This window comes from Billgrantia gudaonensis, assembly GCF_900100195.1.
In the GTDB taxonomy this organism is placed as follows: Bacteria; Pseudomonadota; Gammaproteobacteria; order Pseudomonadales; family Halomonadaceae; genus Halomonas; species Halomonas gudaonensis.
Window position 1 is genome coordinate 45,268 of sequence record NZ_FNES01000015.1, and the last position, 23,021, is coordinate 68,288.

Genomic DNA, 23,021 nt, shown 5'->3' on the forward strand with positions numbered 1-23,021 from the left:
TCTAGCCATCGCAGCAAGGGGCGTCGCCAGAAAAAGGCGAGGCGACCGCATTCATTGGGTCAGGCAACGCAAACCGGGCCGGTGGTGCGCATTCGGCACGACCTGCTATCGTGACAGTCCTATCGGCTTCGGTCAGCCCGGAGCCCGGATCGAACGCCGCACGCCCCCCTTCCCCGAACACGCCCACAAGGAGACGACCGTGAGCCTGGAGAGCGCACGTACCTTCCTCGCCGAGAAAGCCCCGGACCTCGAGATACTGGAACTGGAAACCAGCACCGCCACGGTCGCCCTGGCCGCCGCGGCCCATGGCGTCGAGCCGGGGCAGATCGCCAAGACGCTGGCCTTCCGCGTGGGCGAGCGCCAGGTGCTGGTGGTGGCCGGCGGCGAGGCGCGCATCGATAACCGCAAGATGCGCGAAACCTTCGGCGGCAAGGCGAAGATGCTCGACGCCGAAACGGTGCTGGCCTTGACCGGTCATCCGGTGGGCGGCGTCTGCCCTTTCGGCCTGGCCACCCCACTGCCCGTCTACTGCGATGTCTCGCTGCGCGCGTTCGCCGAGGTACTGCCCGCCGCCGGCGCCCTCAACAGCGCGGTGCGCCTCACTCCGAGCCGCCTGGCCGAGCTGGTCGAGGCGGAGTGGGTCGACGTCTGCAAGCAGCCGGTGACGGCCTGAGTCGGCACCCGCACCGGGGCTTGGCGCCGGCCCAATCGAGGTTCACGAGGCGCGCCGACCCTGCCAGTCTTCCCGATCGAGTTCGGGCTTTGCGGCACGAAAGCGGGCGTAGAGGTCGATTCCGCGGGGGTCTTCCAGGATGTCGACCTGGACGCCCTTCTCGCTCAGCAGCGACTCGGTTCCCGAGGCGTTGGTGACGTCGCCCACCACCACGCGCGAGAAACCGCGCATGTAAAGCAGCGTGGCGCAGATCTCGCACGGGCTCAGCGAGGTGAACAACGTCGTGCGGCTGAAGTCGATGCGACCGGCATCGCGCACGGCGGAAGTCTCGCCGTGATGGTACGGGTGGTTCTCCTGCACCAGCGTGTTGTGGCCCTTGCCGACGATGCGCCCGGTGTCGTTGTCGACGATCACCGCGCCAATGGGACAGCCGCCCTCGTCGAAGCTCTTCTGCGCCAGCAATACCGCGATGCGCATGAAATCGCCATCGGTCAGCCGCCTCGCGAAGGCCTCGTCCATCAGCACCGGCAGGCTGGCCGTGGGCATGTGAGCGATGGCGGCCAGGGCCGCGTGCGTGACTTCCGTGCGTGCGTTCAGCAACGTTTCCATGGTGCCTCCGTTCGAATTGTCACTCTATCCTGCCGCCTTGACCCGAGCGATGCCACTCCTTCCGGGCAATCGCGACCGACGGCCATCGGCATGAACGCCCGGGGCTCTCTCGGCTCGTTTCTTGACCGGGCAATTTATCATGATAAATTGCTCAGTATGCGCCGGTACCCCCACTCGCCGGCGCACGGCGAACAAGGACAACGACATGAGTACAACCGAGCAGGCGCTGTCACAGCGCAAGAAGAAGTGGTACCAGACGGTACCCGACCCCATGGTGCTGATCTTCATGATCCTGCTGGCCACCTACGCTCTCACCTTCGTGGTGCCGGCGGGTGAGTACGAGCGGGTCCAGGAAGATGGACGCACCCGCGTGGTCCCCGAATCCTTCACCTATCTCACCGACGTCGAGGCCATCTCGCCCTTCGACATCTTCGTGGCGGTTCCCCGCGGCCTCAACGAGGCATCGCTCTACCTGTTCATCGTGTTCATCGCCGGCGGTCTGTTCCATATCCTGCAGCGCACCGGCGCGCTGGAGAATGCCATCGGCGTCGCGGTGAACCGGGTCGGCGTCGAGCGACGCAACATCATCATCACCGCCGGCACCTTCATCTACGGCTTCTTCGGCGTGGCCGTGGGCTTCGAGAACAACATCGCCCTGGTACCCATTGCCGTGCTCATCGCCAGCGCCATCGGCTGCTCCAGCCTGGTCGGCACCACCATGGCGGTCGGCGGCATCGGCATCGGCTTCGCACTGTCGCCCATCAATCCCTACACCGTAGGCGTGGCCCAGGGCATCGCCGAACTGCCCACCTTCTCCGGCGCCTGGCTGCGCACCCTGCTAGTGGTCTCTTCCCTGGCCCTGCTCTCCCTCTACATCTGCAAATGGGTGGTCAAGATGGACTTCGAGGAGCCGGACAACACCAAGGCCATGACCAAGTCCCTGGATGAATACCAGCTGACCAAGAGCAACAAGCTGACCCTGGGCGTATTCGTGCTGGGCCTGGCCGCCATGCTGGTGGGCGTCTTCACCCGCGGCTGGTACATCAACGAGATCGCCGGCATGTTCCTGCTGATCGCCATCGTGATCGGCATCGTCAACGGCCTCTCCGCCAACGAGATCGTCAAGCAGATGATGGAAGGCGCCTCCAAGGTCACCCCCGGGGCACTGGTGATCGGCCTGGCGGCCTCCATTCAGGTGATCCTCGGCCAGGCGCAGATCATCGACACCATCGTGCATGGACTGAGCGGCCTGATTCAGGATATTCCGGGCGCCCTGTCGGCGATCATGGCGAGCGTGGTGCAGGGGGCGATCAACCTCTTCGTGCCTTCCGGTTCCGGCCAGGCCCTGGTCACGATGCCCATCCTGATACCGGTGGCCGACCTGGTGGGCATGAGCCGTCAGTTGATGATCACCGCCTTCCAGGTGGGCGACGGCCTGACCAACCTGATCGTGCCCACGTCCGGCGGAACCCTGGCCATGCTGGCTCTGGGTCGGGTCTCCTACGTGGCATGGCTGAAGGCCATTCTGCCCTTCATGGTGCTGGTCTACGTGCTGGCCTGGGTCGGCCTGATCATCGGCCACGTGACCGGATACTGAGCCCGCCATGACCTTGTCGCTGATTCACGTGCAGCCGGCGACCGGCACGGTCGCCGCGCTGACGGCCACCGGCGGTGTGGCGGTGGGTGGCTACGTGCACCATGCGTGGCGCGGTCTGGGTGCCTGTGCCACCCAGGGTCTGGCCACCAATCCGTGGTACCCCGAGGGCATTCGCCAGGCACTGGAGCAGGGCCTCGATGCCCGACGAGCGCTGCAAGAGACGATCGAACGGGACAGCGGTGCCTCGCGCCGCCAATGCCTGGCGATGGATGCCGATGGCCGGGCCGCCGTGCACTCCGGCAGCGACAATCTGGCGGTGGTGGCCGCCGAGCTGCGCCCCACGGCCGCTGCGGCCGGCAACATGCTGGCCGACGAGCGGGTCGTGGAGAGGCTGCTGCGAACCTTTCTGACGCAGACCTGCACCAACCCCGACGCGGCGTGGGGCCAGGCCGCCACGCCCCGCTACCGCGATGGCTACGAGGCACGCCTGGCGGAGAGTCTGATCGAGTCGCTGGAGGCGGCGTTGCAGGCCGGCGGCGACGCTCGCGGCACCCGCTCGGCGGCCCTGCGCATCGAGTCCTTCGATGCGGCGCCCATCGACCTGCGGGTGGACTGGGCCGACGACCCCGCTGGCGCACTTCGGGCACTGCTCCAGCGCATTCGCGAACCGGCGTTCGCCGCCTTCCTCGCCTCGCTGCCCACACACTGATTCCAGGAGAGACCATGACCGATTCCTCGACGCAGGCGGCCCTCGGTCGTCGACTGATGGCACGCCTGGATGAGGCCGCGCGCCACTCGCAGCCCGGCCCGGGCGTGACGCGGCTGTTCTGTTCCGACGAACATCGCGCGGTGCTGGAACTCATCGCCGACTGGATGCGCCAGGCGGGGCTGAGCCCGGAGCTCGATGCCTCGGGCAACCTGGTGGGACGCAACGCACGAGCCGCACGGGGCGAGCGGACCCTGATTCTGGGCTCCCACCAGGATACCGTCACCGAAGGGGGCAAGTACGACGGCATGCTGGGCGTCGCCCTGCCGCTGCAGGCCCTGCAAGCCCTGAAGGAGGCCGGCACCGAGCTGCTCTACGGGGTCGAGGTGGTGGCCTTCGGCGACGAGGAGGGTACCCGCTTCCAGTCGACCCTGATCGGCAGCCGTGCCCTGGCCGGTACCTTCGACCCAGCCAGCCTGGAGGCCCGCGACGCCGAGGGCGTGACCCTCGGCGAGGCGCTGGAAGCCTTCGGCGGCAACCCGCAGGCGATCCCACAAGTAGCCCGCCGGCCCGAGTCGGTCTTCGGCTTCGTCGAGGTGCATATCGAGCAGGGGCCGGTGCTCGAGCAGCGCGACCAGGCGGTGGGCATCGTGACCGCGCTGACCGGCATCGAGCGCCACCGCCTAAGTCTGCGCGGCAAGGCCGGACACGCCGGCACCACGCCGATGGCCGGCCGCCGCGACGCCCTGGTCGGGGCAGCCGAGATGGTGGTGGAAGCGGATAGGGCCCTGAACGCCACGCCCGACCTGGTCGGCGTGGTCGGCAAGCTGGATGTCCGCCCCAACGCCGTGAACGTGATTCCCGCCGAGGTGAATTTCACGCTGGAGCTGCGTTCCCCCAGCGCGGACGTGCGCGAGAAAGGACGTCGGGAAATCCTGGAGGCCTGCCAGCGGATCGCCCGAACGCGCGGCCTCGAGCTGTCGAGCGAACCCACCTACGGCGCCGAAGCGGTCGCCTGCGCCGAGTGGTTGATCGAAGCGCTGGAAGGCGCCTGCCGGGCTTGCGACGAGCCTACCCAGCGCCTGTTCAGCGGCGCCGGCCACGACGGCCTGGCCATGCACGACCTGACCGACATCGGCATGCTCTTCGTACGCTGCAAGGAGGGCCTGAGCCACCATCCCGACGAAGCCATCAGCGAGGAAGACGCCGGCCGCGCCACCCGCGTGCTGATGCGCTTTCTCAGCGACCTGGGATCGGCACCCGAGACCCGCGACCGGGACTGACGCCCGCCGTCTCAGTCGGCCAGAAAGCCACGTCTGACCTGAGCCTCGTTGTCGTTCATCACCGCCTGGGCCGAGAGCATGTGCTCGCGCATCAGCTCACGGGCCAGGTCGGCGTCCCCTGCTTCGATGGCATCCAACACCCGCGCGTGATACTGGCAGCCGGTGGGCCCGATCTGGTGATCGCCGGGCTCGTAGAGCCGCCGGTAGACGGTCAGGTCGGAGAGCATCTGCACGGTGAAGCGGATGATGAACGACAACAGCGGATTGCCCCCGGCCAGTTCGGCGAGCATCTCGTGGAAGCGCAGCGAATCGATGTGCTGCTGCCGCTCGGTTTCCATGTCGGGAGCAGCCGTGGCATAGCTGTGCAGGCTGGCACGCAGGCGGGCCAGATCCTCGGCCCCGACCTTGCCCGCCAGCGAGGCGGCGAGTTCGGGCTCCAGAGCCAGGCGAATCTGGTAGATGTCGCGAATCGAGATGTCCTGGAAATAGAAGTAATGGCTGAGCAGCGAGGTCGCCTTGGCCTCGCTCATCTTGCACACGAACACGCCGCCACCCGGGCCGGTGCGCGTCACCACCAGGCCTTGCGCCTCCAGAACCCGCGTGCTCTCGCGGATGGTGCCCTTGGAAACGTCGAGGGTTTCCATGAGTTCCGCCTCGCTGGGCAGACGGTCGCCCGGCATCAGTTGCCGATCCACGATCCAGCCCTTGATGGTATCCGCGACGTGGTAGGGAAGGCGACGCGATGCAGAACCAGCCATTGCTTCTCTCATGCCGACACAGGGACATCAAGGGTAAGCCATTGGCCGGTAAGGGGACAGTCTGGCCGGATCCGACGTTCGGCTAGGCTCTGTCGGTCTGCTCCCTGCGTCCACGCGGGCGTGGACGCCTCATTTTCCGGAATGGAGAGCGAACACCTCTTCGCCGGTGAGGTTCTTCGTCGTTTGCGAAAACGCGTAGAACGCCGGCTTCTGGTCGATGAAGATCTGTTCGGTGAGACGCCACGAGTCGTCGTCATCGAACAGCCCGACAGGCATCGCGTAGTGCCCTCCCTCCTTCAAACGGTAGAACAGATGCGTGCCACACGTCCGACAGAAGCCACGCTCCGCCCACTCCGACGAGCTGAAGACGGCGATGTGCTCCTCGCCTTCGAAGGCCACAGCGTCGTCACACTCCACCGCAAACAGCGGACCGCCACCCCAGCGGCGACACATCGTGCAATGACACACGCCCATGCTGTTGCCCTTCGTACCGGCAGTGACTCGAACCGCACCGCATAGACAACGCCCTTGATGCTCGAAGTTAGCGTCCATACCCCGCCTCCTCAGGCTGCATGACAATGGCTCGACGGCCGTTTCATGGTGGGGGCAACGTGCCCGGAGAAGCCGCCGAGGACATCCGGGTATCAGCTTAGCAAGCAGCGGCAGCGGATGCCCCATGGCATACTCGGGGCTTTGCCCAGGAGCGCGACGCGTGAAGCCCGAGGATCTGGAAGAACTGGTCACCCGGAAAATGCCCTACGGCAAATACGAAGGCTGGTTGATCGCCGACCTGCCCGGCCCCTACCTCAACTGGTTCGCCCGCCAGGGCTTCCCGCCCGGCGAGATCGGCCAGCTCCTGTACCTGATGCACGAGATCGACCACAACGGGCTGAGCCCGCTGCTCGAGCCGTTGCGGGAGCGGGAGTGAGCCTGGTGATCGCTTCATCGTCATGTTCCGCCGCCTGACCGGCGAGACACCGGTGAGGGCGGCAAGAGCATGAAGCCGAAGGGTCAGGGCCTCACGAGATGGTGCTGGCAAGAGGGAAAGGTTTGCTATTTATCCCTATCGGGAAATTCACCGTGCCTCCGTGCCCTTCCCCTGTCGTCGGGCAGAGCGCTGGTAGGGCAAGGCGACACGAGGCAGCTCAGTAGCGCACCCTGTCCTTCATTCCACCCTCACCTCGAGCTTCCCGGAGTCGAAGGCCAGCCGCTCGGCAATATCGGCCATCGCCTCGAATGGTGCCTCGTAGCTCCAGGCGGCGTCGCTGAGCGACTCGCCAACGAGCTCGATGGCGTAGTAGCTGGCTCCGCCCTTGAAGGGGCAGTGAGTCACGGTATCGGTGCGCACGAGGCGCTGCATGGCCACGTCGTCACGCGGCAAATACTGCCGGTCGGGGTAGCCGGTCTCGCGCAGTTCGACGGCGTTGCGGGTGTCGGCGAGCAGCGTTTCGCCGGCCCAGACCCGCACGCGCCGGCCGTGGCGGTGCAGCGTGATGCGGCCGGTCGGATCGTGGATCATGGCGTTGTCCTGGGGTCGGCTCGGGTGGCGAATTGCTGTTGGAGGTAGGTGCGCAGCATCGTCAATAGCTCCGCCTTGTCTCGATTGTCGCCGGATACGATGGCAACGTCTACCGATTCCAGCGGAGGGAGCTTGGTAGCGGCGCCGATGAGCACCCCGGGCGCATCGTGAGAAATACCGTGCAACGGCAACGCCGAGGCGCCGAGTCCGGCCGTCACGGCACTCCACACACCTTGCCGGCTCGAGCTGGTATAGGCGGCACGCCACGTTACGCCCCCCGCCTCGAGCGCCTGAATCGCCCTCGCCCGATAGCCGCAGCCGTGAGTGGAGCAGGCCAGCGGCAGTGTCTGGCCCGCTTGCCAGCGGATATCCCGGTGCAGGGCCCAGGTCAGCGCCTCCCGATACAGCGTGTGCACCCGGAGACTGTCGCTCACAGCGCGGGTACAGCGGTTCACCAGCGCCAGGTCGATCCGACCCGTCGCGACCCACTCTTCGAGTTCGCCCGAGGAGGCGCAGGTCACTTCGAGCTCGACCAGGGGGTGGGACGCCTGCAGGCGGGCCAGCGCCTGCGAGAGGTCCTGATGGGCCGTCTCGTCGGAGAGGCCAAGACGCACCGATCCACTGAGCTGCCGCCCACGGAGTGCGGCGATCACCCGGTCATGGGCACGCAGCAGGCTGTGCGCGTTTTCCAATAGCCGCTGCCCTGTCGGCGTCAGCGCCCCCGCCCTTCCTTGCGTACGATGCAAGAGCCGCAGGCCCAGGCGGCGCTCCAGACGCTTCAGCTGCAGGCTGACCGTCGATTGGGTGCGGTGCAGCCGTCGCCCAGCGCCGGTGAAGCTGCCCTCCTCGGCGATGGCGACGAAGGCGCGTACCAGCTCTATCTCCAAATCGTGCATGGGCGCATAACTCTGAAACTAAATGATAGATACCGCATAACCAATTTAAAAAATTATGGTGCATCGCTTAGCGTGAAGCCAATCACGCATCGACTCGGCTAAGCTCGCCGGGCGATATCGCGCGGGGTCTCCACTCGAGGAGCGGAAAGACAGCGTGAAGCACATACACGAGAGCGATGCACCGGCCGGACGGCAGGCAGCATCCGCCCCCTATCGTTGGTGGGTGCTCACGGCCGCCGTGACAGCACAAACGACGGCTGCCGTCGCGACTCAGGGCATCGGCGTGCTCGGCGGATTCCTTCAGGCGGACCTGCAGCTCTCCCATGCCAGCGTCGGGGTGCTCGCCGGGGTGCTCAACGTGGCGCCCATCGTGGGGCTTATGCTGGCCGGCGAGTGGCTTGACCGGGCTGGCGAGCGCCGGGTGATCGGGATGGGCGCGCTGATCATGGCCCTGGCCATGACGCTGGCGGGCATCACCACCACCTTCCCGGGCCTGCTGTTCTGCCTGTTCTTCGTCGGCATCGGCTACAGTACGGCACAGCCTGGTGGTACCAAGGCGGTCTTCCACTGGTTCCCCGTTCGAGAGCGCGGCCTGGCCATGGGTGTCCGCCAGGCTGGACTACCGCTCGGCGGCGTCGTTGCGGCTGCGCTCTTCCCCGGCATAGCAAGTCATATCGGCTGGCAAGCGGCATTCCTGGTCGGCGCCAGCGTGATCGTCAGCGGTGGCGCCCTGTTCTGTCTGGTGTATCGCTCGTCACCCGGCGTTGCGTCGCGGCACGGCAGCGCCGAGAGCCCCCAGCAACCGTGGCTGCTCTACGCGCGCCGGCTGCTCACCGCGCCGAGGTTCCGCCTGGCCGTCGTCGCCGGCGTGGCGCTGATTACCGTCCAGACGGTGGCCCTGATGTTTCTGTCCCTGTATCTCCGCGACCGCTTCGGGTTGCCGTTGGTGGCCGGGACTGGCCACCTGCTGGTCATGCAGCTGTTCGGCGCGGCGGGGCGTGTCCTGCTGGCGGCCTGGAGCGACAAGATACGCCACGGGCGTCCCCTCATCGTCCTGATCACCGCCGTGGGGTCGCTGCTCGGCCTGTGTGCCCTGGGGCTATTCCCCGGCCACTGGAGCCCGGACCTGCTGTACCTGGCGTCCGCCTGGCTCGGTTTCTTCGGCTTCGGTTGGTACGGGCCCTGGGTCGCCTGGATCTCCGAACTCAGCCCTCGGCACAGGCTCGGCACCACGCTTGGCCTTGCCATGGCCATCAATCAGGTCGCGATCGCGGGCAGCCCCATCCTCTTCGGGTGCCTCGTCGATGTCTTCGGCAATTATGCCGTTCCGGGTGGGCTGCTCGCGACCAGCTTACTTATCTATATCGCCTACGCCGGACTGCGCATGCTCAAGCGGGAAGGAGTCTGACCCATCTCCCCTAGCGCGAGGCGTGAAGCTCGGGGACCTAGAAAAGCCGGTCACCCGGAAGATGCCCTACGGCAAGTACGAAGGCCGCTGACCACCGACCTGCCCCTACCTCAACGGGCTCGCCGCCGGGATCAACACTACGGCTGGTAGCGCTTGCCAGGCGCATGGTCCATGCCAGTTACGCTCCCCTTCGAGGATGATCCGGCCCAGCGCGAGCAAGGGCGACGCTGGCGCCACAGCCAGGCTGTAGGCAGGGGCCGCACAGCGGCCATCACTTCATCTCGAAGCCGCGCTCGATCAGGAATTCGCGCATGTGCGGACGTAGCTTGGTATCGAACAACGGCGTGAGATTCTGCGACCAGGTGCTGTCCTTGGGACCGCCCTTCCGACTCCGGTAGTAGGCATGCATGGTGTCGTCGAAGGCTTCCACCCATTCGCGGTCGTCGGTGTAGCGGTCCTCCTTGAGAATCGCCTCGACGGGCAGGCGGGGCTTCACGTCGGGATCGTGAGCCGGATAGCCGAGGCACATGCCGAACACCGGATAGACGTGCTGGGGCAACTCGAGCAGGTCGCTGACGGCCCGGGGATCGTTGCGGATGCCGCCGATGTAGCAGATGCCGAGCCCTTCGGACTCGGCGGCCACCGCCACGTTCTGAGCCATCAAGGCGGTGTCCACCGTGGCTACCAGCAGATGCTCGGTCATGCCACGCACCACCCGGGCACCGGTACGCTCGGCGGCTTCGGTGGGCCGCTTCATGTCGGCGCAGAACACCAGGAAGGCGCCGCAGCTGGCCACGTAGCCCTGACCGCCGGCGTAATCGGCGATCGCCGCGCGTTTCTCGGGGTTCTTCACGTGAATGACGCTGCAGGCCTGCACGTGGCTGGAGGTCGCCGCTGCCTGGCCGGCGCGAATCAGCTCTTCCAGCAGTTCGCGGGAGACGGGCCGGTCGGCGAACTTGCGAATCGAGCGGTGGGATTTCAGCAATTCGATGGTCGGGTTCATGACATCTCGCAGTCGAATGGTTCGGGATCAGGCGTCGTCGGCTTCGGCTTGCGGCTTGGCACCGCCCTGATGCGCCAGCGGCGAGGCGGTGTCGAGCCGCGGGTGATTGTCGAGAAACTCGCGATGCGGGTCCGGCAGGGCATCGAGCGCCTGGAGACTGCGGGTCAGGGCATGGATGGCAGCCAGCACGTCCTGAGTATTGCCGGTTTCGGAGATGGTGTGCATGTTGCGGATGGGAAAGCCCATCGAGGTGGCGGCACAGTCCACCGCGGCGAGCACGCCGGCCATGCCGTCGGTACCGGTATCCACGCCGACGATGTCGCGCTGCAGGGGGATGCCGTGCTCCCGGGCGGTGCTCTCGATGATCCGGTTGAGCTGCTCGCTGGCAATCGAGCCCACCGACAAGGTGCAGCCCTTGCCCATCTCCAGCGGCTGCATGCGGCGATCGCCGATGCCGGGAGCCGCCACGTAGTCGTGGTTGACGTCCACGCCGATCAGCACGTCGGGTTCGAGCTCGCCGGCCAGCACCCGGCTGCCGAAGCGGCCGATCTCCTCGTAGCTGGCGATGGCGAACAGCAGGCGCACCTGCCGGGTACCTCCGGCCTCGGCGATCAGCCGTGCCACTTCGGCGGTGACGAAACAGCCCAGGCCGTTGTCGAGGTAAGCACCGTAGAAGGTGTTGGGGCTGAAGCCGGGACGAATGGGGCGGTCGAGCAGGATGGTGTCACCGGGACGCACGCCGAGGTTCTCGACCTGCTGCTTCTTGTTCTCGCCGTGAATCTGCAGATCGAGGTAGATCTGTTCCTTCTTGATGCCCTTGCTGCCATCGCGCTGGCCCGGGTCGGAGAAGTGGATGGCGCCCAGCGCTTCCACGGTGCCACCGCGGATGATGCGATAGCGGCCCGGACTGGCCGGATCCTCGCTGAACAACTTGACCTCGTGACCGATCAGCACGGTGGGCAGGAAGGAGTCGGTGTTGATCCATATCTTGCCGTCGTCGCCGATGGAGCGCACCTGCATGCGAATCTTGTCGGCATGGCCGATGATCATCACCTTGAAGAGGTCGTCTCGGCCGGGGTGGGAGTCCAGCACCACGCCGGCATGCCCCTTGAACTGATGCAACTGCCAGCCTTCGGGGGCGAAGCTCTCGAAGTGGGGCTTGAGCACGCCGTAGGTCATGGCCCCTTCCAACCCGACGGGGCTCGGGGCATCGAGGATTCGCCGCATCAACTCGAACTGCGATTCCGGCATGGGCTGGGTCCAGGGCTGGTTCGCTTCGCTCATGGCTACTCTCGCTGTGTCGGGGAAGAAAGCTTCCAGTTTGCCAGATTTCACGACTCTCGGCTGCGCACCCGACCGAGATCAACAGCAAAGGCTCCATCAGACAAACGTGAAACATCCCTCCGCAAGTCGGCATGGAAAGGGGTATGCTGTGACATGGTTCATCGACCGGGAGGCTTCATGTCGAACTTCACCCTGAGACCACGTCCCCGCGGTGGCCGCTGGCCGGTGGCACCGGCCCAGCTGGGCTTCGTGCTACTGGTGGTCGCGGCACTGATGATGGGCGGGGCCGGACCGGCCTACCGTCTGGATCTCCTGCCCCTGGGCACCGCCTTCGATGTCCTGCGACTGGGCGCCTACGTGGCCGTGGGCGCGGCGGCGCTGGGGCTGATCGCCGTGCTGATCGCCACGCTGTGCCGACGCTGGAAACCGGCATTCGCAGGGCTGCTGGTGATCGCCGCGGTCGCGGCCATGCTCGTGGGGCCCTGGGAAATGATGCATCGCGCCCAGCGCGTGCCGCCCATTCACGACATCACCACCGACACGACGAATCCGCCCGCCTTCGAAGCACTCGCCGAGGCCCGCGAGGCCGCCCCCAACGGGGTGGAGTATCCCGGCGAGTCCTTTGCCCGCCGTCAGCGCAGTGCCTATCCCTGGGTGCAACCGATCACGCTGCCGTTGCCGCTGGCCGAGGTACGCGACGCTGCCGAAGCCACGGCGCGCGAGATGGGCTGGGAGATCGCCGCCGTGGAGGAACGGCACATCGAGGCGACGGCCACCACGCGCTGGTTCGGCTTCAAGGACGACGTGGCGATCCGCCTGACTCCGGAAGACGATGGCGTGCGCGTCGACGTGCGCTCCGCCTCGCGCCTCGGCCAGAGCGACCTGGGTACCAACGCCGGGCGAATTCACGATTACCTGACGGCCCTGCACGCCCGCGTGGAGTGATGCCATGTTAGCCTGCCCTCTCACCCGGAAGTCGAACGAGCCTCACCATGCTGCGCATCTCCAACTCCGTTGAACTGGGCGACTGGGAGATAGAGATCCACGCCATTCGCGCCCAGGGGGCCGGCGGCCAGAACGTCAACAAGGTCGCCTCGGCGGTGCACCTGCGCTTCGATATCCCCCGTTCCAGCCTGCCGCCCTTCTACAAGGAGCGGCTGCTGGCGCTCGGCGACCAGCGCATCAGCAAGGAGGGCGTGGTGGTGATCAAGGCCCAGCGCTTCCGCACGCAGGAGCAGAACCGCGAGGATGCTCTGGAACGCCTGCGCGAACTGATCCGCGAGGCGATCAGGCAGCGCAAGGTTCGCAAGCCGACCAAACCCACCAAGGGCTCTCAGCGGCGGCGCCTGGACAAGAAGACCCGCAAGGGCCAGACCAAGGCGCTGCGCGGCAAGGTTCGCGAGTGACCCTCGACAACGTGAAGGCCATGGAGAAGATGCCTCCCAGCGAAAAACGCCTCGCCTCACCCTGCATTCAGGTCTGCCGGATCGACTCGACGACGCAGCGCTGCGAAGGCTGCCGGCGCACCCTCGATGAGATCGCTCGCTGGCGCAGCATGAGCGAGACCGAGCGCGCCGCGGTGTGGGCACGCCTGGCCGCCGACCCTCATTCCCCGGCGTGATGGCCGCTGGTCAGAATGTGGTGCAGACCCGCACACTCCACCATGGGATCCTCGCAATTGACCACCACTTCGGCACGCGAGAGGACGTAGCTCTTGCCGGTGATGGTGTTTTCCACCACCTGGTGGGTGCCTTCGCGACGCGTGCCGGTGAACTCGCCGATGAAGCCGGTCTCGCGCAGTGAGACGGTTTCCAGCCTGTCGCCCGGTTTGATGAGTCCCTCATGGTTCATCAGGGCCAGGCGCGCCGAGGTGCCGGTGCCCGTGGTGCTGCGACAGATCACCCCGGGGTGCACGTAGGTGGCCGAGCGCGAGCGGTAGAAGTCATCGGCCACCTGTTCCACCGGGCCCATGAAGTGCAGAAAGGGCAGCGGCCCCACATCGCCCAGGGTGTAGTGCGAGAAGCCCCGCTCCGCCTGGATCGCCTCGACGATCCTGTGGGCACAGTCCGCCAGATCGCGCTCCTCGTCTCGGGTCAGGTCGAAGCCCAGCTCGGCGGCTTCCACCAGCGCATAGAAGCCGCCGCTGTAGGCCACCGAGTAGGTCACGTCGCCCAGGTCGGGCACGTGGATGCTGGACCGATAGGTGTCGATGTAGCTGGGCAACCCCTCGCAGGTGATCGCCTCCACCACGCCGTTCTCCACCAGCGCCTCGATGTGCACGAGCCCCGCCGGCGACTCCAGCGTGAAACGCTGGCGCCCTTCCCGCTTCTCCACCAGACCGAGTTCCAGCACCGCCGTGGCGGTGCAGATGGTGTTGGAGCCGGAATAGATCGGATAGCCCATCACCTCCATGATGATGTAGCCCACCGCCGCTTCGGGGTCGCTGGGCGGTACCAGCAGGTCCACCGACATCTCGGGAATGCCGTAGGGTTCGTCGAGTAATAGTTTGCGCAGGCCATCGGCATCGTCGCGCAGGTAGTGCATCTGCTCGCGCACCGTGGCGCCGGGCAGCAGATCGATGCCGCCGGTGACGATACGGCTCACGTCGCCGCCGGCGTGGGTATCCATCATCTGGAAGACGAGTTCTTCCTTCATGCGTTTCCCTCGAGGGCGAAGCGCGCCCCGTGCGCACTCCATTGGCTGTCGGGCACGATCACGATCTTGCCCAGGTAGTTGCTGCCGCGGGCGACGAAGTAGCGCTCGGCGTCGTGAAGCTCGGAGAGCTTGAAGGCGGCGTGCAGCACCGGCTTGAGGTCGCCGCCGCGTATCCAGGCCACCAGCTGCTCGGCCTCCTCGCGAGTGCCGTGAGAGACGCCGAAGATCTGCACCTGATAGAGGTAGATGCGCGTCCACATGATCTCGCTGAGGTTGCCGCCGCTGGCCCCGGCGATGGAGAGCCGTGGATAGGTGCTGCGGGCCTTCATGTCGCCGATCATGGTGTCGATGAAGCGGTCGGTCATCTCGCCGCCGACGAGATCCATCACTGCGTCGATGGGCGCTCCACCGGTGACCGAGAGGGTGCGTTCGACGAATGAGGCCAGGTCGCCGCGGTCGATCACCGCCTCGGCGCCCAGCGACAGCAGGGCGTCGGCCTTCTCGGGCTGGCTCACCGCGTAGGGAATGGCACCGACGATGCGACACAGCTGGATCAGCGCCGTGCCCACGCCGCCGCTGGCGCCGGTGACGAGCACCCGCTCCCCCGCGCTGACCCGGGCCGAGGTCATCATGTGGTAGGCCGTCTGGTAGGAGCACATGCCCATGGCGGCGAGTTCGGCATCGGCGAGCTCCGGGTTGGGCACGTGGTGAAACTGGTCCGAGGGCACCGCGACGTACTCGGCGAAGCCGCCGTCGGCACCGTGACCGTAGTAGTCGGGCATCAGGTTGATATCGCGGCGCGCATCGGGATAGAGGTTGAAGTCGAGCAGGCCGCGCTCGCCGATGCGCCCGGCCTCGACTCCCTCGCCGACGGCGACCACGCGCCCGGCCACGTCGGCGCCCTGGATGCGCGGAAAGGTCAGGGTCGCTTCGCCGCCCATGGCAAAGGAGGTCACCTCGCCCTTCTCCTTGGTGGGATAGAGCCCTTCGCGCGCCTTGCGGTCGGTATTGTTCTTGGCCGTTGCCGTGACCTGCACCAGCACCTCGCCGGGTCCCGGCCTGGGGGTGGGCACGTCCTGGCGATAGACCAGCTTGTCGATATCGCCGTGCCCGGTGAGCACCATGGCGGCCATGGTCTCGGGCACGGTGTCGGGAAGGGGTGCGCTAGCCATCGGCTGCCTCCTGGGTTGGGCCGTGTCAAAGGCGCGACGATAGTGCAATCGGCCGTCGCATGAAAAGAGCGGTTCGTTCTTGATTTGCCCGGTTTTCTCGCAACTTTTTCTGTTGCCTCGCCGCGCCGGGCATGCTGCCCTGCGAGCGGAGCCGGTAGCTCGCTACAACCAGTGCTTGCGACGGAACAGCCACAGCAGCGAGACGCCGATGGCCAGCATCACCGCGAGCACCACGAAGTAGCCATAGCGGTAGGCGAGTTCCGGCATGTGCGCGAAGTTCATGCCGTAGATGCCGGCAATGAAGGTCAGCGGCACGAAGATGGCGGTGATCACCGTCAGTACCCGCATGGTGAGGTTGAGCTGGTGCGAGGAGAGCGAGATGTAGCCGTCGATCAGATCGCCGCAAATGTCATAGTACATCTGGGTCAGGCTGTGAAGGCGCTCGAATCGCTCGTGCACGTCGTTGATGGCGTGGAAGGTATCCTCGTTGCCCCGGGGCAGGTGGGAGTAGTCGTAAGCGGTCAGGTCCTGGGTGATGCCGACGTGGTAATTGAACACCCGACGCATTTTCACCAGCCGCGAGCGATAAGCGATGATGCGGCGCATCAGGGCGTCGCTGCCGTCGTCTAGCAGGGCGTCTTCCAGGTCGCTCAAGGCATTCTCGAACTCGAGCAGGCTGTCCAGATAGTACCCGGCAGAGAGGTACATCACGCGCAGCGCCACGTGCTCGGGCGAGCGGCGCAGCAGCACGCCGCCCTCGGCGTCGAACAGGCGGTCGATGCTCAGCGCCTTGCCGGGATGCAGGGTGATCAAGAAGCGCTCGCCGAGAAAGAAGGCCATCTGCTGGGGCGTGTAGTTGAGCTCGGCATCGAAGGCGGAGATTCCGCGGTAGAGGATCAGGGTGTGGTTCTCGAACTCTTCGATCTTGGGCGGATGACGCTCGCGATGGGCATCCTCGATGGCCATGGGGTGGCAGCCGAACGCCTCCAGCAGCTCGCGCTCGCGAGCTATCGGCTCTCCCTGCATGTCGATCCAGATATGCCCCTGCGGCGCCGCCTGCCAGGTGGCGATCAGTTCCTCGCCGCCCAGATGCTCCTGGCCTTCGCCATCCAACCATCGCGTACGAATCATCGCGTTCTCCCTCACGGATTACTTGTCTTGGCGCGTCTCGCCACCGCCCGCGTTTCGCTGGTTGCCAGCATAGCGAAATCGCCGGCCCCGGTACGAGACACTCGGCTCCGCGAGACTCACGGTGTCGGCGCCTGAGCTTCCGCCTGGGCTTCGGTCAGCCGCTCCAGCGGCACGGGCCCCTCGAGAAAGCCGAACATCCAGGTCAACGCCCCGGGCAGGCTGGCCCGCCACACTCGCCAGGTATGGCCGCCGGAAAACGTCTCCAGCGTGATGCGGTAGGGCTGGTTCGGCTCCAACGCTTGGTAGATCAGACGCGTGTGATGCAGGGCATTGAAGACGTCGCGGTCGCCGGCACTGAGGTAAAGCGGCACCACCAGTTCGCCGGCCAGGTAGGCATCGAGGTGGGCAGTGTAGTTGCGCGCCTTCCACAGCGCGACATCGAACTCGCCCGCCGCATCGAGAAAGGCGGGATGGCGCCAGGCGGAGGAGTCGTCCGGCGGCAGGGGATGGTAGCTGGCCGGACTCAGCGCGGCCGCGGCGGCGAAGCGTTCGGGGCGCTCCAGGGCGAAGTTGACGGAGCCGTAGCCACCGGCGGATAGACCGGCCACGCCGCGCCAGGCGCGCTCCGGAACCACCTGCCAAGTGGCCTCCACGTGGGGTATGAGATCGTCGAAGAAGGCGCGCCGGGCGGGCTCGTTGTAGCCGTCGATCCACCAGCTGCGGCTGCCGGGCATGACGATGACCGCCGGCGGGATCACGCCCTCGCGGATCAGGCGGTCGGCGGTACGCTCGAGGCCGCCGCGCTCGACCCAATCGGAGGCATCGCCGAAGGAGCCATGCAGCAGATAGATGGCCGGATAGGCCTGCTGCGCACTGCGATAGCCGTCGGGCAGATAGAGCGTATAGGGGTAGTCGCGGCCCAGCACCGCGGACGCGAAGCGGTGATGACTGATCTGGCCGGCCAGCAGCGGTGAGCAGAACAGCAGCACTAGCATGCCGATGGCACAGCACCGAAACGTCATGATCGGACTCCCGATACCCAAGCGAGAATGACATCGTCATTGCACGAGGAATGTTTGCGTTCCGACGTGGTCGGACAGCCTGGCAGGCGCCGACGTTCCACTCCGCTTCACACGACGACACGACACAGGCCCGGTAGCCCATGAAAGGACGCATCGAGGAAATCTACTGGCTCAGGTTCTACGGCTGCCTGGCTGTCTTCCTTTTCCACCTGATCCTGCGCATCGAAGACAACTACCTGTCGCACCTGACCCTGGATCTCGCGCGCATTCCATTGGTCCTGGGCACGCCGATCTTCATCTTCATTTCGATCTTCCTCTTTTCAGCCCGCTATGGCGACGCCGTCCCCCACCACTTCCTGGCCAACCGTTTCAAGTACGTCATGGTGCCCTACCTGGTCTACGGGCTGATCTACTCGCTGGCCGAGTATGTGCGGGTCAAGGCCAATGGCGATTCGCTCGGTTTTGCCGGCCACATGACCGAGTACCTGGTGTTCGCCGGCTGGCACGGCTATTTCCTGATCATCGCCATGCAGTTCTACGTGCTGTTCTGGCTCTACAATCGCTTCCGGCTCTGGCACTGGCTCTCTTCGGGTCCAGGGCTGGTAATCGGAGCGCTCATCAGCATGGGCTACTGGGGCTACTTCCGTTGGCAGGGCCTCGAGCCACCGGGATACCTGCACTGGATCGCGCCAATCGGCTGGATCTACCTGTTCTTCCTCGCCGTGCTGCTGGTCAGCGCTTATCCGAACCTGATGAAGCGACGCTGGTTTCGCTGCTTCGCCAATCCGGCCTGGCTGCTGGCTACCGTGGCGGGTATCGTGCTGTTCACGCTGCGCGGCGAGCTCGAATACTCCTCCAAAGAAACCTGGGTGGTGCCGCTGTTCATCTTTTCGGCGCTGTGGGCCATGAACTGGCTGGCCGATCGTCCGGCACCGCGATTGGTGAAGCAAGTCAACGAGTATTCCTTCGGCATTTATCTGGCTCATCCGCTGTTCTTTTCCGTCGTCGACTTCGTCACCTGGCAGGTCAAGGTTCCACTGTGGCTCTATGCATCGGCACTGGCGGCAGTCGGCATGGGCGGCTCGGTCATGCTCAATCGGATCGTCAACCGCAGCCACTGGAGCGGACTGATGTTCGGCAAGCGCCTGCACGTTCCATGAAGACGCCGATTCGTCAACTGCGCTAGGCTGGGAGGACGATGTTGGGCTGACTGGGGGGTTCCCGATGAGTGAGCGCGTTTCGCTGGTGATGGTACCGGTAGACGGTTCCCCGAGCGCCGCGGCCGCGACGCGTCATGCTGCCATGCTCGCGCGCTTGCTGGACGCGCGCCTGCAACTGTTGCACGTCATGCCGCTCAACCCGCCCGAACTCAGCGACGTGCCGGCCAACCGGCAGGCCGACAGCGATCACGACAGGGCTCTGTGCCAGCACACGGCCAGCGAGGCCTTGAGGCTGGCCCGCGAAGCCATCCAGCCGCCAATGGCGACCCCGCCCGAAGAGGTGACCCTGGAGGATGCCACCTTCGTGCGCCACCCGGCGCGCATCATCGTCGCGCATGCCCAGCGCCAGCCGGACTGCCTGCTGGTGATCGGCGCCCGTCACCTCAGCGACATGGGCAAGTTCGTGGAAGGCAGCGTCAGCAACGAGGTGGTGCACCGCGCCAGCTTTCCGGTCACCGTGGTTCACGCCGAATCCGCCGAAGAAGACGCTCAGCGCATCGACCGGGTGCTGCTGCCGGTGGATGGGTCGCGTCACAGCGACAAGGCCGCCGCCCTGGCCGGCGACCTGGCGCGCAGCGCCGAGGCGAGCGTTGCGCTGCTGTTCTGCCGCCCGGCGAGTGAGGCGGCGGATGACGGCAACATGGACGACGAAACCCGGCACATCTTCCATCGCGCCCGCCAAGCGCTGGGCGAGATTCCCGCCGGCGTGACGGAACGGGTGCTCTGCACCACCCACTACGCCGACGCCATCACCGCCGAGGCACGCCGGCACGCCGACCACCCGATGATCATCATGGGCAGTCGTGGGCTCGGTACCTGGCGTGAAGCCTTGCTGGGCAGCGTGAGCCACCGGGTCATCGACCGCGCATCCTGCCCGGTCACCGTCGTGGTCTGATCGCGGCCTGAAAACGACACGAAAAAAAGGCCCGCCAGGGGAGTGGCGGGCAACCAAGCGATAGTGTCATGCAGGGGATCGGCTCGGTGAGACACGAGATCGCATGCCTGCCGGAACCGAATGACTGAAGATTATCCGGAGTCCCGCCCCGCAAGCCAATAAAGCCTGTGCATGGCTCTCATAGGCGAAGACGTGCTCGTCACTTGGGTCACGCTTCCGTGGCAGCGATCACGGCATCGAGTGCCGCCCGATAGCCCTGAGACCCGAACCCGGCGATGACCCCGTCCGCGCGAAGCGACACGTAGGAGTGGTGGCGAAAGGCTTCCCGCCGGTGCACGTTGGAGAGGTGCACCTCGATCACCCGGCCATCGAAGGCGTTGAGGGCATCGAGAATCGCCACCGAGGTGTGGGTATAGGCCGCCGGGTTGATGATGATCGCCCGTGTGCCATCCTCCCGGGCGGCGTGGATGGCATCGATCAGCGCTCCTTCGTGGTTGCTCTGGAAACAGTCGACTTCCCAACCGGCGAGCACCGCCCGCTGGCGCAGATCGTTGTCGATGTCGCCGAGGGTCTCGCGACCGTAGATTTCCGGCTGGCGGGAGCCCAGCAAGTTGAGGTTGGGGCCGTGCAGCACCAGCACCTTGTTCATGTCGTCGTTTCCTCATGCCGACACCCGACCACCGCCATGGGCGGCCGGGCATGCGCCCATCGAACTCAGGCCACCGGCGTCAGCCAGCGCTTGTCGAGTGCCTGCTTGCCGCGCACCAGATCGAAGTACAGCGACTGCACCTTCTCGGTGACCGGGCCGCGGCGCCCTTCGCCGATGGTGCGACCGTCGAGCTCGCGAATCGGCAGCACCTCGGCAGCGGTGCCGGTGAAGAAGGCTTCGTCGGCAATGTAGATCTCGTCGCGAGTGATCAGCTTCTCGTGCAGTTCCAGGCCCAGGTGTTCCGCCATGTGCAGCACGGTGTTGCGGGTGATGCCGTTGAGACAGGAGGTGAGCATGGGCGTGTAGATGATGCCGTTCTTGACCACGAACAGGTTCTCGCCCGAGCCCTCGGCCGCATAGCCCTGAGGATCGAGCAGCAGCGCCTCGTCGTAGCCGCCGCGCTGTGCCTCGGCCAGCGCCATCATGGAGTTGATGTACTGGCCGTTGGCCTTGGCGCGAGTCACCGAGATGTTGACGTGGTGGCGGGTGAACGACGAAGTCTGCACCTTGATGCCCAGTTCCCGCGCTTCGGGCGACATGTAGGAGGGCCACTCCCAGGCGGCGACGATGACGTGGGTCTTGAGATTGTCGGCACGCAGGCCCATGCCCTCGCTGCCGAAGAACACCATGGGCCTCAGGTAGGCTTCTTCCAGGCCGTTCTCGCGCACCGCCGCCCGGCAGGCCTCGTTGATCGTCTCGCGGTCGAAGGGCATCGACATGCCGAGAATCTTGGCCGAATCGAACAGCCTGTCGGTATGCTCCTTGAGGCGGAAGATCGCCGTGCCCTCGTCGGTGGCGTAGGCGCGCACGCCTTCGAAACAGCCCATGCCGTAGTGCAGGGTATGGGTCAGCACATGGACCTGGGCATCGCGCCAGGGGACCAGTTCGCCGTCGAACCAGATGAGACCGTCGCGGTCAGCCATCGACATAGTGTTCGTCCTTACTTATCGGTGAGTCGGGTTGGGTGGCTTTGGAGCTGACCGGCGTCAGCGTAACGGTTCCATCAGCCGCTGACGGTCGCGCCCCGGCAGCCGGTCGGTCGCTTCCAGTGCTTCCAGAATACGAATATTGACGCTGTAGGCCAATAGATCGGGCGTTTCGGCTTCCAGCGACCGGCCACCAACCCGCGGCGACGTCACCTCAAGGGCTCGTAGGGCAGCCCCACGTAGTTCTCGGCAATGGTGGTCAGCCCCGCAGTGGAACTTGCCAGGTAGTCGAGTTCGGCCTGCTGCATGCGGGTGGCGAAGTCCTCCTGGTCGGAAAACTTGTGCAGCAGCGAGGTCATCCACCACGAGAATCGCTCGGCCTTCCAGATGCGCTTGAGCGCTACCTCGGAGTAGCGCGAGATCAGCTCCGTACGCCCCTCCCGGTAGGCCGCCACCAGCACACGATAGAGGGCATTCACGTCGCTGGCCGCCAGGTTGAGACCCTTGGCACCGGTGGGCGGCACGATATGCGCGGCATCGCCCACCAAAAAGAGGCGGCCGTACTGCATGGGCTCGACGACGAAGCTTCTCAGCGGGGCGATGCTCTTCTCGATGGAAGGGCCGGTGACCAGGCTGTCGGCCACGTCCTCCGGTACGCGGCGCTTGAGCTCCTCCCAGAAGCGCGCGTCGGACCAGTCTTCGACCTTCTCGTCGAGGCCCACCTGCACGTAGTAGCGGCTGCGCGTCGCCGAGCGCATGCTGCACAGAGCGAAGCCGCGGTCATGCCGCGCGTAGATCAGCTCGTCGGCCACCGGTGGAGTGTCGGCAAGCAGCCCCAACCAGCCGAAGGGGTAGACTCGCTCGAATGTCTTGATTCGGTCGGCGGGAATCGACTGGCGCGAGATGCCATGGAAACCGTCGCAGCCGGCCACGTAGTCGCAGTCGAGGCGATGCGTCTCGCCATCCTTTTCGAAGGTGACGTAGGGAGTCTCCGACTGGAGGCCATGAGGCTGGACGTCGTCGACCTCGTAGAGGGTAGTGGCGCCAATGGCTTGGCGAGCTTCCATCAGGTCGCGGGTCACCTCGGTCTGGCCGTAGACCATCACCGTCTTTCCGCCGGTCAGCCCGGCTAGGTCGACCCGCACCCGACGGTTGTCGAAGGCCAGTTCGACGCCATCGTGCACCATGCCCTCGGCATCCATGCGCTCGGCGACGCCGGCCTCGCGCAGCAGGTCGACCATGCCCTGCTCCAGCACCCCGGCGCGAATGCGGCTGAGCACGTACTCACCGCTGCGCCGCTCGAGAATCACGTTGTCGATGCCCTGGCGAGCCAACAGCTGGCCGAGCAGCAAGCCCGAGGGGCCCGCACCGATGATGGCAACCTGTGTTTTCATGGGGGTGGCTCCGTTGTTGTCTTTTCAGTGAACAAATGTTCGCCTACCGGATTGCATTTTTCACTGAAAACCAGCCCCCTATAAGGCACTATTGGCAGAATTGCTTGGACAATTCCAGCATAATGGGTCGACTTTGGTCGCACTCTGCTGGTCGGAGCCCG

26 protein-coding genes are annotated in these 23,021 nt (G+C 65.7%); 11 read left to right on the forward strand and 15 right to left on the reverse strand.

All coding sequences use genetic code 11. The features are described from left to right. Positions 1–199 precede the first annotated feature (199 nt). Entirely contained in the window at positions 200–673 is a 474-nt protein-coding gene (locus BLP96_RS15890; RefSeq protein ID WP_089688125.1) for a YbaK/EbsC family protein, read from the forward strand. Positions 674–715: 42 nt separating this feature from the next. On the opposite strand, the gene BLP96_RS15895 is transcribed toward BLP96_RS15890, so the two are convergent. Continuing rightward, positions 716–1,282, reverse strand: a complete 567-nt coding sequence (locus BLP96_RS15895) for a nucleoside deaminase (RefSeq protein ID WP_089688127.1) — start codon at positions 1,280–1,282, stop codon at positions 716–718. Positions 1,283–1,487: 205 nt separating this feature from the next. Between BLP96_RS15895 and BLP96_RS15900 the strand changes: the two genes are divergently transcribed. From BLP96_RS15900 to BLP96_RS15910, 3 genes are read left to right on the forward strand one after another with little or no spacing between them, the layout of a single operon-like run. Continuing rightward, complete coding sequence (locus tag BLP96_RS15900) at positions 1,488–2,879, forward strand: YfcC family protein (RefSeq protein ID WP_089688129.1); 1,392 nt, start codon at positions 1,488–1,490, stop codon at positions 2,877–2,879. A 7-nt stretch (positions 2,880–2,886) separates the two neighbouring features. Continuing rightward, positions 2,887–3,588 carry a DUF1028 domain-containing protein gene (locus tag BLP96_RS15905; protein ID WP_089688132.1) on the forward strand — a complete coding sequence of 234 codons (702 nt, stop codon included), beginning with the start codon at positions 2,887–2,889 and terminating at the stop codon, positions 3,586–3,588. A 14-nt stretch (positions 3,589–3,602) separates the two neighbouring features. Further along, positions 3,603–4,868: an allantoate amidohydrolase gene (locus BLP96_RS15910; RefSeq protein ID WP_143005128.1), complete on the forward strand. Its 1,266-nt coding sequence runs from the start codon at positions 3,603–3,605 to the stop codon at positions 4,866–4,868. 11 nt (positions 4,869–4,879) lie between these two features. Here the strand turns inward: BLP96_RS15910 and BLP96_RS15915 are convergent, their stop codons facing one another. Both BLP96_RS15915 and BLP96_RS15920 read right to left on the reverse strand, forming a co-directional pair. Next, complete coding sequence (locus BLP96_RS15915; RefSeq protein ID WP_089688134.1) at positions 4,880–5,626, reverse strand: FadR/GntR family transcriptional regulator; 747 nt, start codon at positions 5,624–5,626, stop codon at positions 4,880–4,882. A 129-nt stretch (positions 5,627–5,755) separates the two neighbouring features. Continuing rightward, positions 5,756–6,178: a GFA family protein gene (locus BLP96_RS15920; protein WP_089688136.1), complete on the reverse strand. Its 423-nt coding sequence runs from the start codon at positions 6,176–6,178 to the stop codon at positions 5,756–5,758. Between the two features lie 160 nt (positions 6,179–6,338). Here BLP96_RS15920 and BLP96_RS15925 point away from each other — a divergent pair, with 160 nt between their 5' ends. Then, positions 6,339–6,554, forward strand: coding sequence for a DUF3820 family protein (locus BLP96_RS15925; protein ID WP_089688138.1), 216 nt, complete (start codon positions 6,339–6,341; stop codon positions 6,552–6,554). Positions 6,555–6,791: 237 nt separating this feature from the next. Here BLP96_RS15925 and BLP96_RS15930 read toward each other — a convergent pair whose 3' ends face one another. Both BLP96_RS15930 and BLP96_RS15935 read right to left on the reverse strand, forming a co-directional pair. After that, entirely contained in the window at positions 6,792–7,145 is a 354-nt protein-coding gene (locus BLP96_RS15930; protein WP_089688140.1) for a DUF427 domain-containing protein, read from the reverse strand. Then, a complete protein-coding gene (locus tag BLP96_RS15935) occupies positions 7,142–8,041 on the reverse strand; it encodes a LysR substrate-binding domain-containing protein (RefSeq protein WP_089688143.1) in 900 nt (299 codons plus the stop codon). Before BLP96_RS15935 ends, BLP96_RS15930 begins: the two co-directional genes overlap by 4 nt. Before the next feature lie 154 nt (positions 8,042–8,195). On the opposite strand from BLP96_RS15935, the gene BLP96_RS15940 reads away from it, so the two are divergent. Further along, on the forward strand, positions 8,196–9,449 hold the full coding sequence (locus BLP96_RS15940) for an MFS transporter (RefSeq protein ID WP_176761542.1): 1,254 nt from the start codon (positions 8,196–8,198) through the stop codon (positions 9,447–9,449). Between the two features lie 271 nt (positions 9,450–9,720). Here BLP96_RS15940 and nfsA read toward each other — a convergent pair whose 3' ends face one another. Together nfsA and BLP96_RS15950 are read right to left on the reverse strand one after the other, a co-directional pair. Then, positions 9,721–10,452, reverse strand: a complete 732-nt coding sequence (gene nfsA / locus BLP96_RS15945; protein WP_089688147.1) for an oxygen-insensitive NADPH nitroreductase — start codon at positions 10,450–10,452, stop codon at positions 9,721–9,723. Between the two features lie 27 nt (positions 10,453–10,479). Next, positions 10,480–11,736 carry a M20/M25/M40 family metallo-hydrolase gene (locus BLP96_RS15950; RefSeq protein ID WP_089688149.1) on the reverse strand — a complete coding sequence of 419 codons (1,257 nt, stop codon included), beginning with the start codon at positions 11,734–11,736 and terminating at the stop codon, positions 10,480–10,482. A 177-nt stretch (positions 11,737–11,913) separates the two neighbouring features. Here BLP96_RS15950 and BLP96_RS15955 point away from each other — a divergent pair, with 177 nt between their 5' ends. The 3 genes from BLP96_RS15955 to BLP96_RS15965 are packed head-to-tail and all read left to right on the forward strand — an operon-like array spanning position 11,914 to position 13,357. Beyond that, positions 11,914–12,681: a DUF1499 domain-containing protein gene (locus BLP96_RS15955; protein WP_089688151.1), complete on the forward strand. Its 768-nt coding sequence runs from the start codon at positions 11,914–11,916 to the stop codon at positions 12,679–12,681. A 47-nt stretch (positions 12,682–12,728) separates the two neighbouring features. Further along, positions 12,729–13,142, forward strand: coding sequence for an alternative ribosome rescue aminoacyl-tRNA hydrolase ArfB (gene arfB / locus BLP96_RS15960; protein WP_089688152.1), 414 nt, complete (start codon positions 12,729–12,731; stop codon positions 13,140–13,142). Next, positions 13,139–13,357 (forward strand): DUF1289 domain-containing protein, encoded by a 219-nt coding sequence (locus BLP96_RS15965; RefSeq protein WP_245682289.1) that lies wholly within the window; start codon positions 13,139–13,141, stop codon positions 13,355–13,357. The genes arfB and BLP96_RS15965 overlap by 4 nt, the downstream gene beginning before the upstream one ends. Here the strand turns inward: BLP96_RS15965 and BLP96_RS15970 are convergent. The 4 genes from BLP96_RS15970 to BLP96_RS15985 form a co-directional block, all read right to left on the reverse strand. Further along, positions 13,342–14,391: a proline racemase family protein gene (locus BLP96_RS15970; RefSeq protein WP_089688154.1), complete on the reverse strand. Its 1,050-nt coding sequence runs from the start codon at positions 14,389–14,391 to the stop codon at positions 13,342–13,344. The genes BLP96_RS15965 and BLP96_RS15970 overlap by 16 nt on opposite strands. Beyond that, positions 14,388–15,563, reverse strand: a complete 1,176-nt coding sequence (locus BLP96_RS15975) for an alcohol dehydrogenase catalytic domain-containing protein (RefSeq protein ID WP_089688156.1) — start codon at positions 15,561–15,563, stop codon at positions 14,388–14,390. The genes BLP96_RS15970 and BLP96_RS15975 overlap by 4 nt, the downstream gene beginning before the upstream one ends. Positions 15,564–15,725: 162 nt before the next feature. Next, a complete protein-coding gene (locus BLP96_RS15980) occupies positions 15,726–16,694 on the reverse strand; it encodes a magnesium transporter CorA family protein (protein WP_089688158.1) in 969 nt (322 codons plus the stop codon). Between the two features lie 116 nt (positions 16,695–16,810). Then, positions 16,811–17,716 (reverse strand): alpha/beta hydrolase, encoded by a 906-nt coding sequence (locus tag BLP96_RS15985; protein ID WP_089688160.1) that lies wholly within the window; start codon positions 17,714–17,716, stop codon positions 16,811–16,813. A gap of 140 nt (positions 17,717–17,856) precedes the next feature. Between BLP96_RS15985 and BLP96_RS15990 the strand changes: the two genes are divergently transcribed. Together BLP96_RS15990 and BLP96_RS15995 are read left to right on the forward strand one after the other, a co-directional pair. After that, positions 17,857–18,876, forward strand: coding sequence for an acyltransferase family protein (locus BLP96_RS15990; RefSeq protein WP_089688162.1), 1,020 nt, complete (start codon positions 17,857–17,859; stop codon positions 18,874–18,876). A 64-nt stretch (positions 18,877–18,940) separates the two neighbouring features. Further along, positions 18,941–19,831: a universal stress protein gene (locus BLP96_RS15995; RefSeq protein WP_089688163.1), complete on the forward strand. Its 891-nt coding sequence runs from the start codon at positions 18,941–18,943 to the stop codon at positions 19,829–19,831. 208 nt (positions 19,832–20,039) lie between these two features. On the opposite strand, the gene aroQ is transcribed toward BLP96_RS15995, so the two are convergent. The 4 genes from aroQ to pobA form a co-directional block, all read right to left on the reverse strand. Then, positions 20,040–20,480 carry a type II 3-dehydroquinate dehydratase gene (aroQ, locus tag BLP96_RS16000; RefSeq protein ID WP_089688165.1) on the reverse strand — a complete coding sequence of 147 codons (441 nt, stop codon included), beginning with the start codon at positions 20,478–20,480 and terminating at the stop codon, positions 20,040–20,042. 65 nt (positions 20,481–20,545) lie between these two features. Beyond that, positions 20,546–21,469, reverse strand: a complete 924-nt coding sequence (locus tag BLP96_RS16005) for a branched-chain amino acid transaminase (protein ID WP_089688167.1) — start codon at positions 21,467–21,469, stop codon at positions 20,546–20,548. 57 nt (positions 21,470–21,526) lie between these two features. Then, positions 21,527–21,679: a hypothetical protein gene (locus BLP96_RS20160; protein ID WP_176761543.1), complete on the reverse strand. Its 153-nt coding sequence runs from the start codon at positions 21,677–21,679 to the stop codon at positions 21,527–21,529. After that, on the reverse strand, positions 21,676–22,860 hold the full coding sequence (gene pobA / locus BLP96_RS16010; protein ID WP_089688169.1) for a 4-hydroxybenzoate 3-monooxygenase: 1,185 nt from the start codon (positions 22,858–22,860) through the stop codon (positions 21,676–21,678). The genes BLP96_RS20160 and pobA overlap by 4 nt, the downstream gene beginning before the upstream one ends. Positions 22,861–23,021 lie beyond the last annotated feature (161 nt).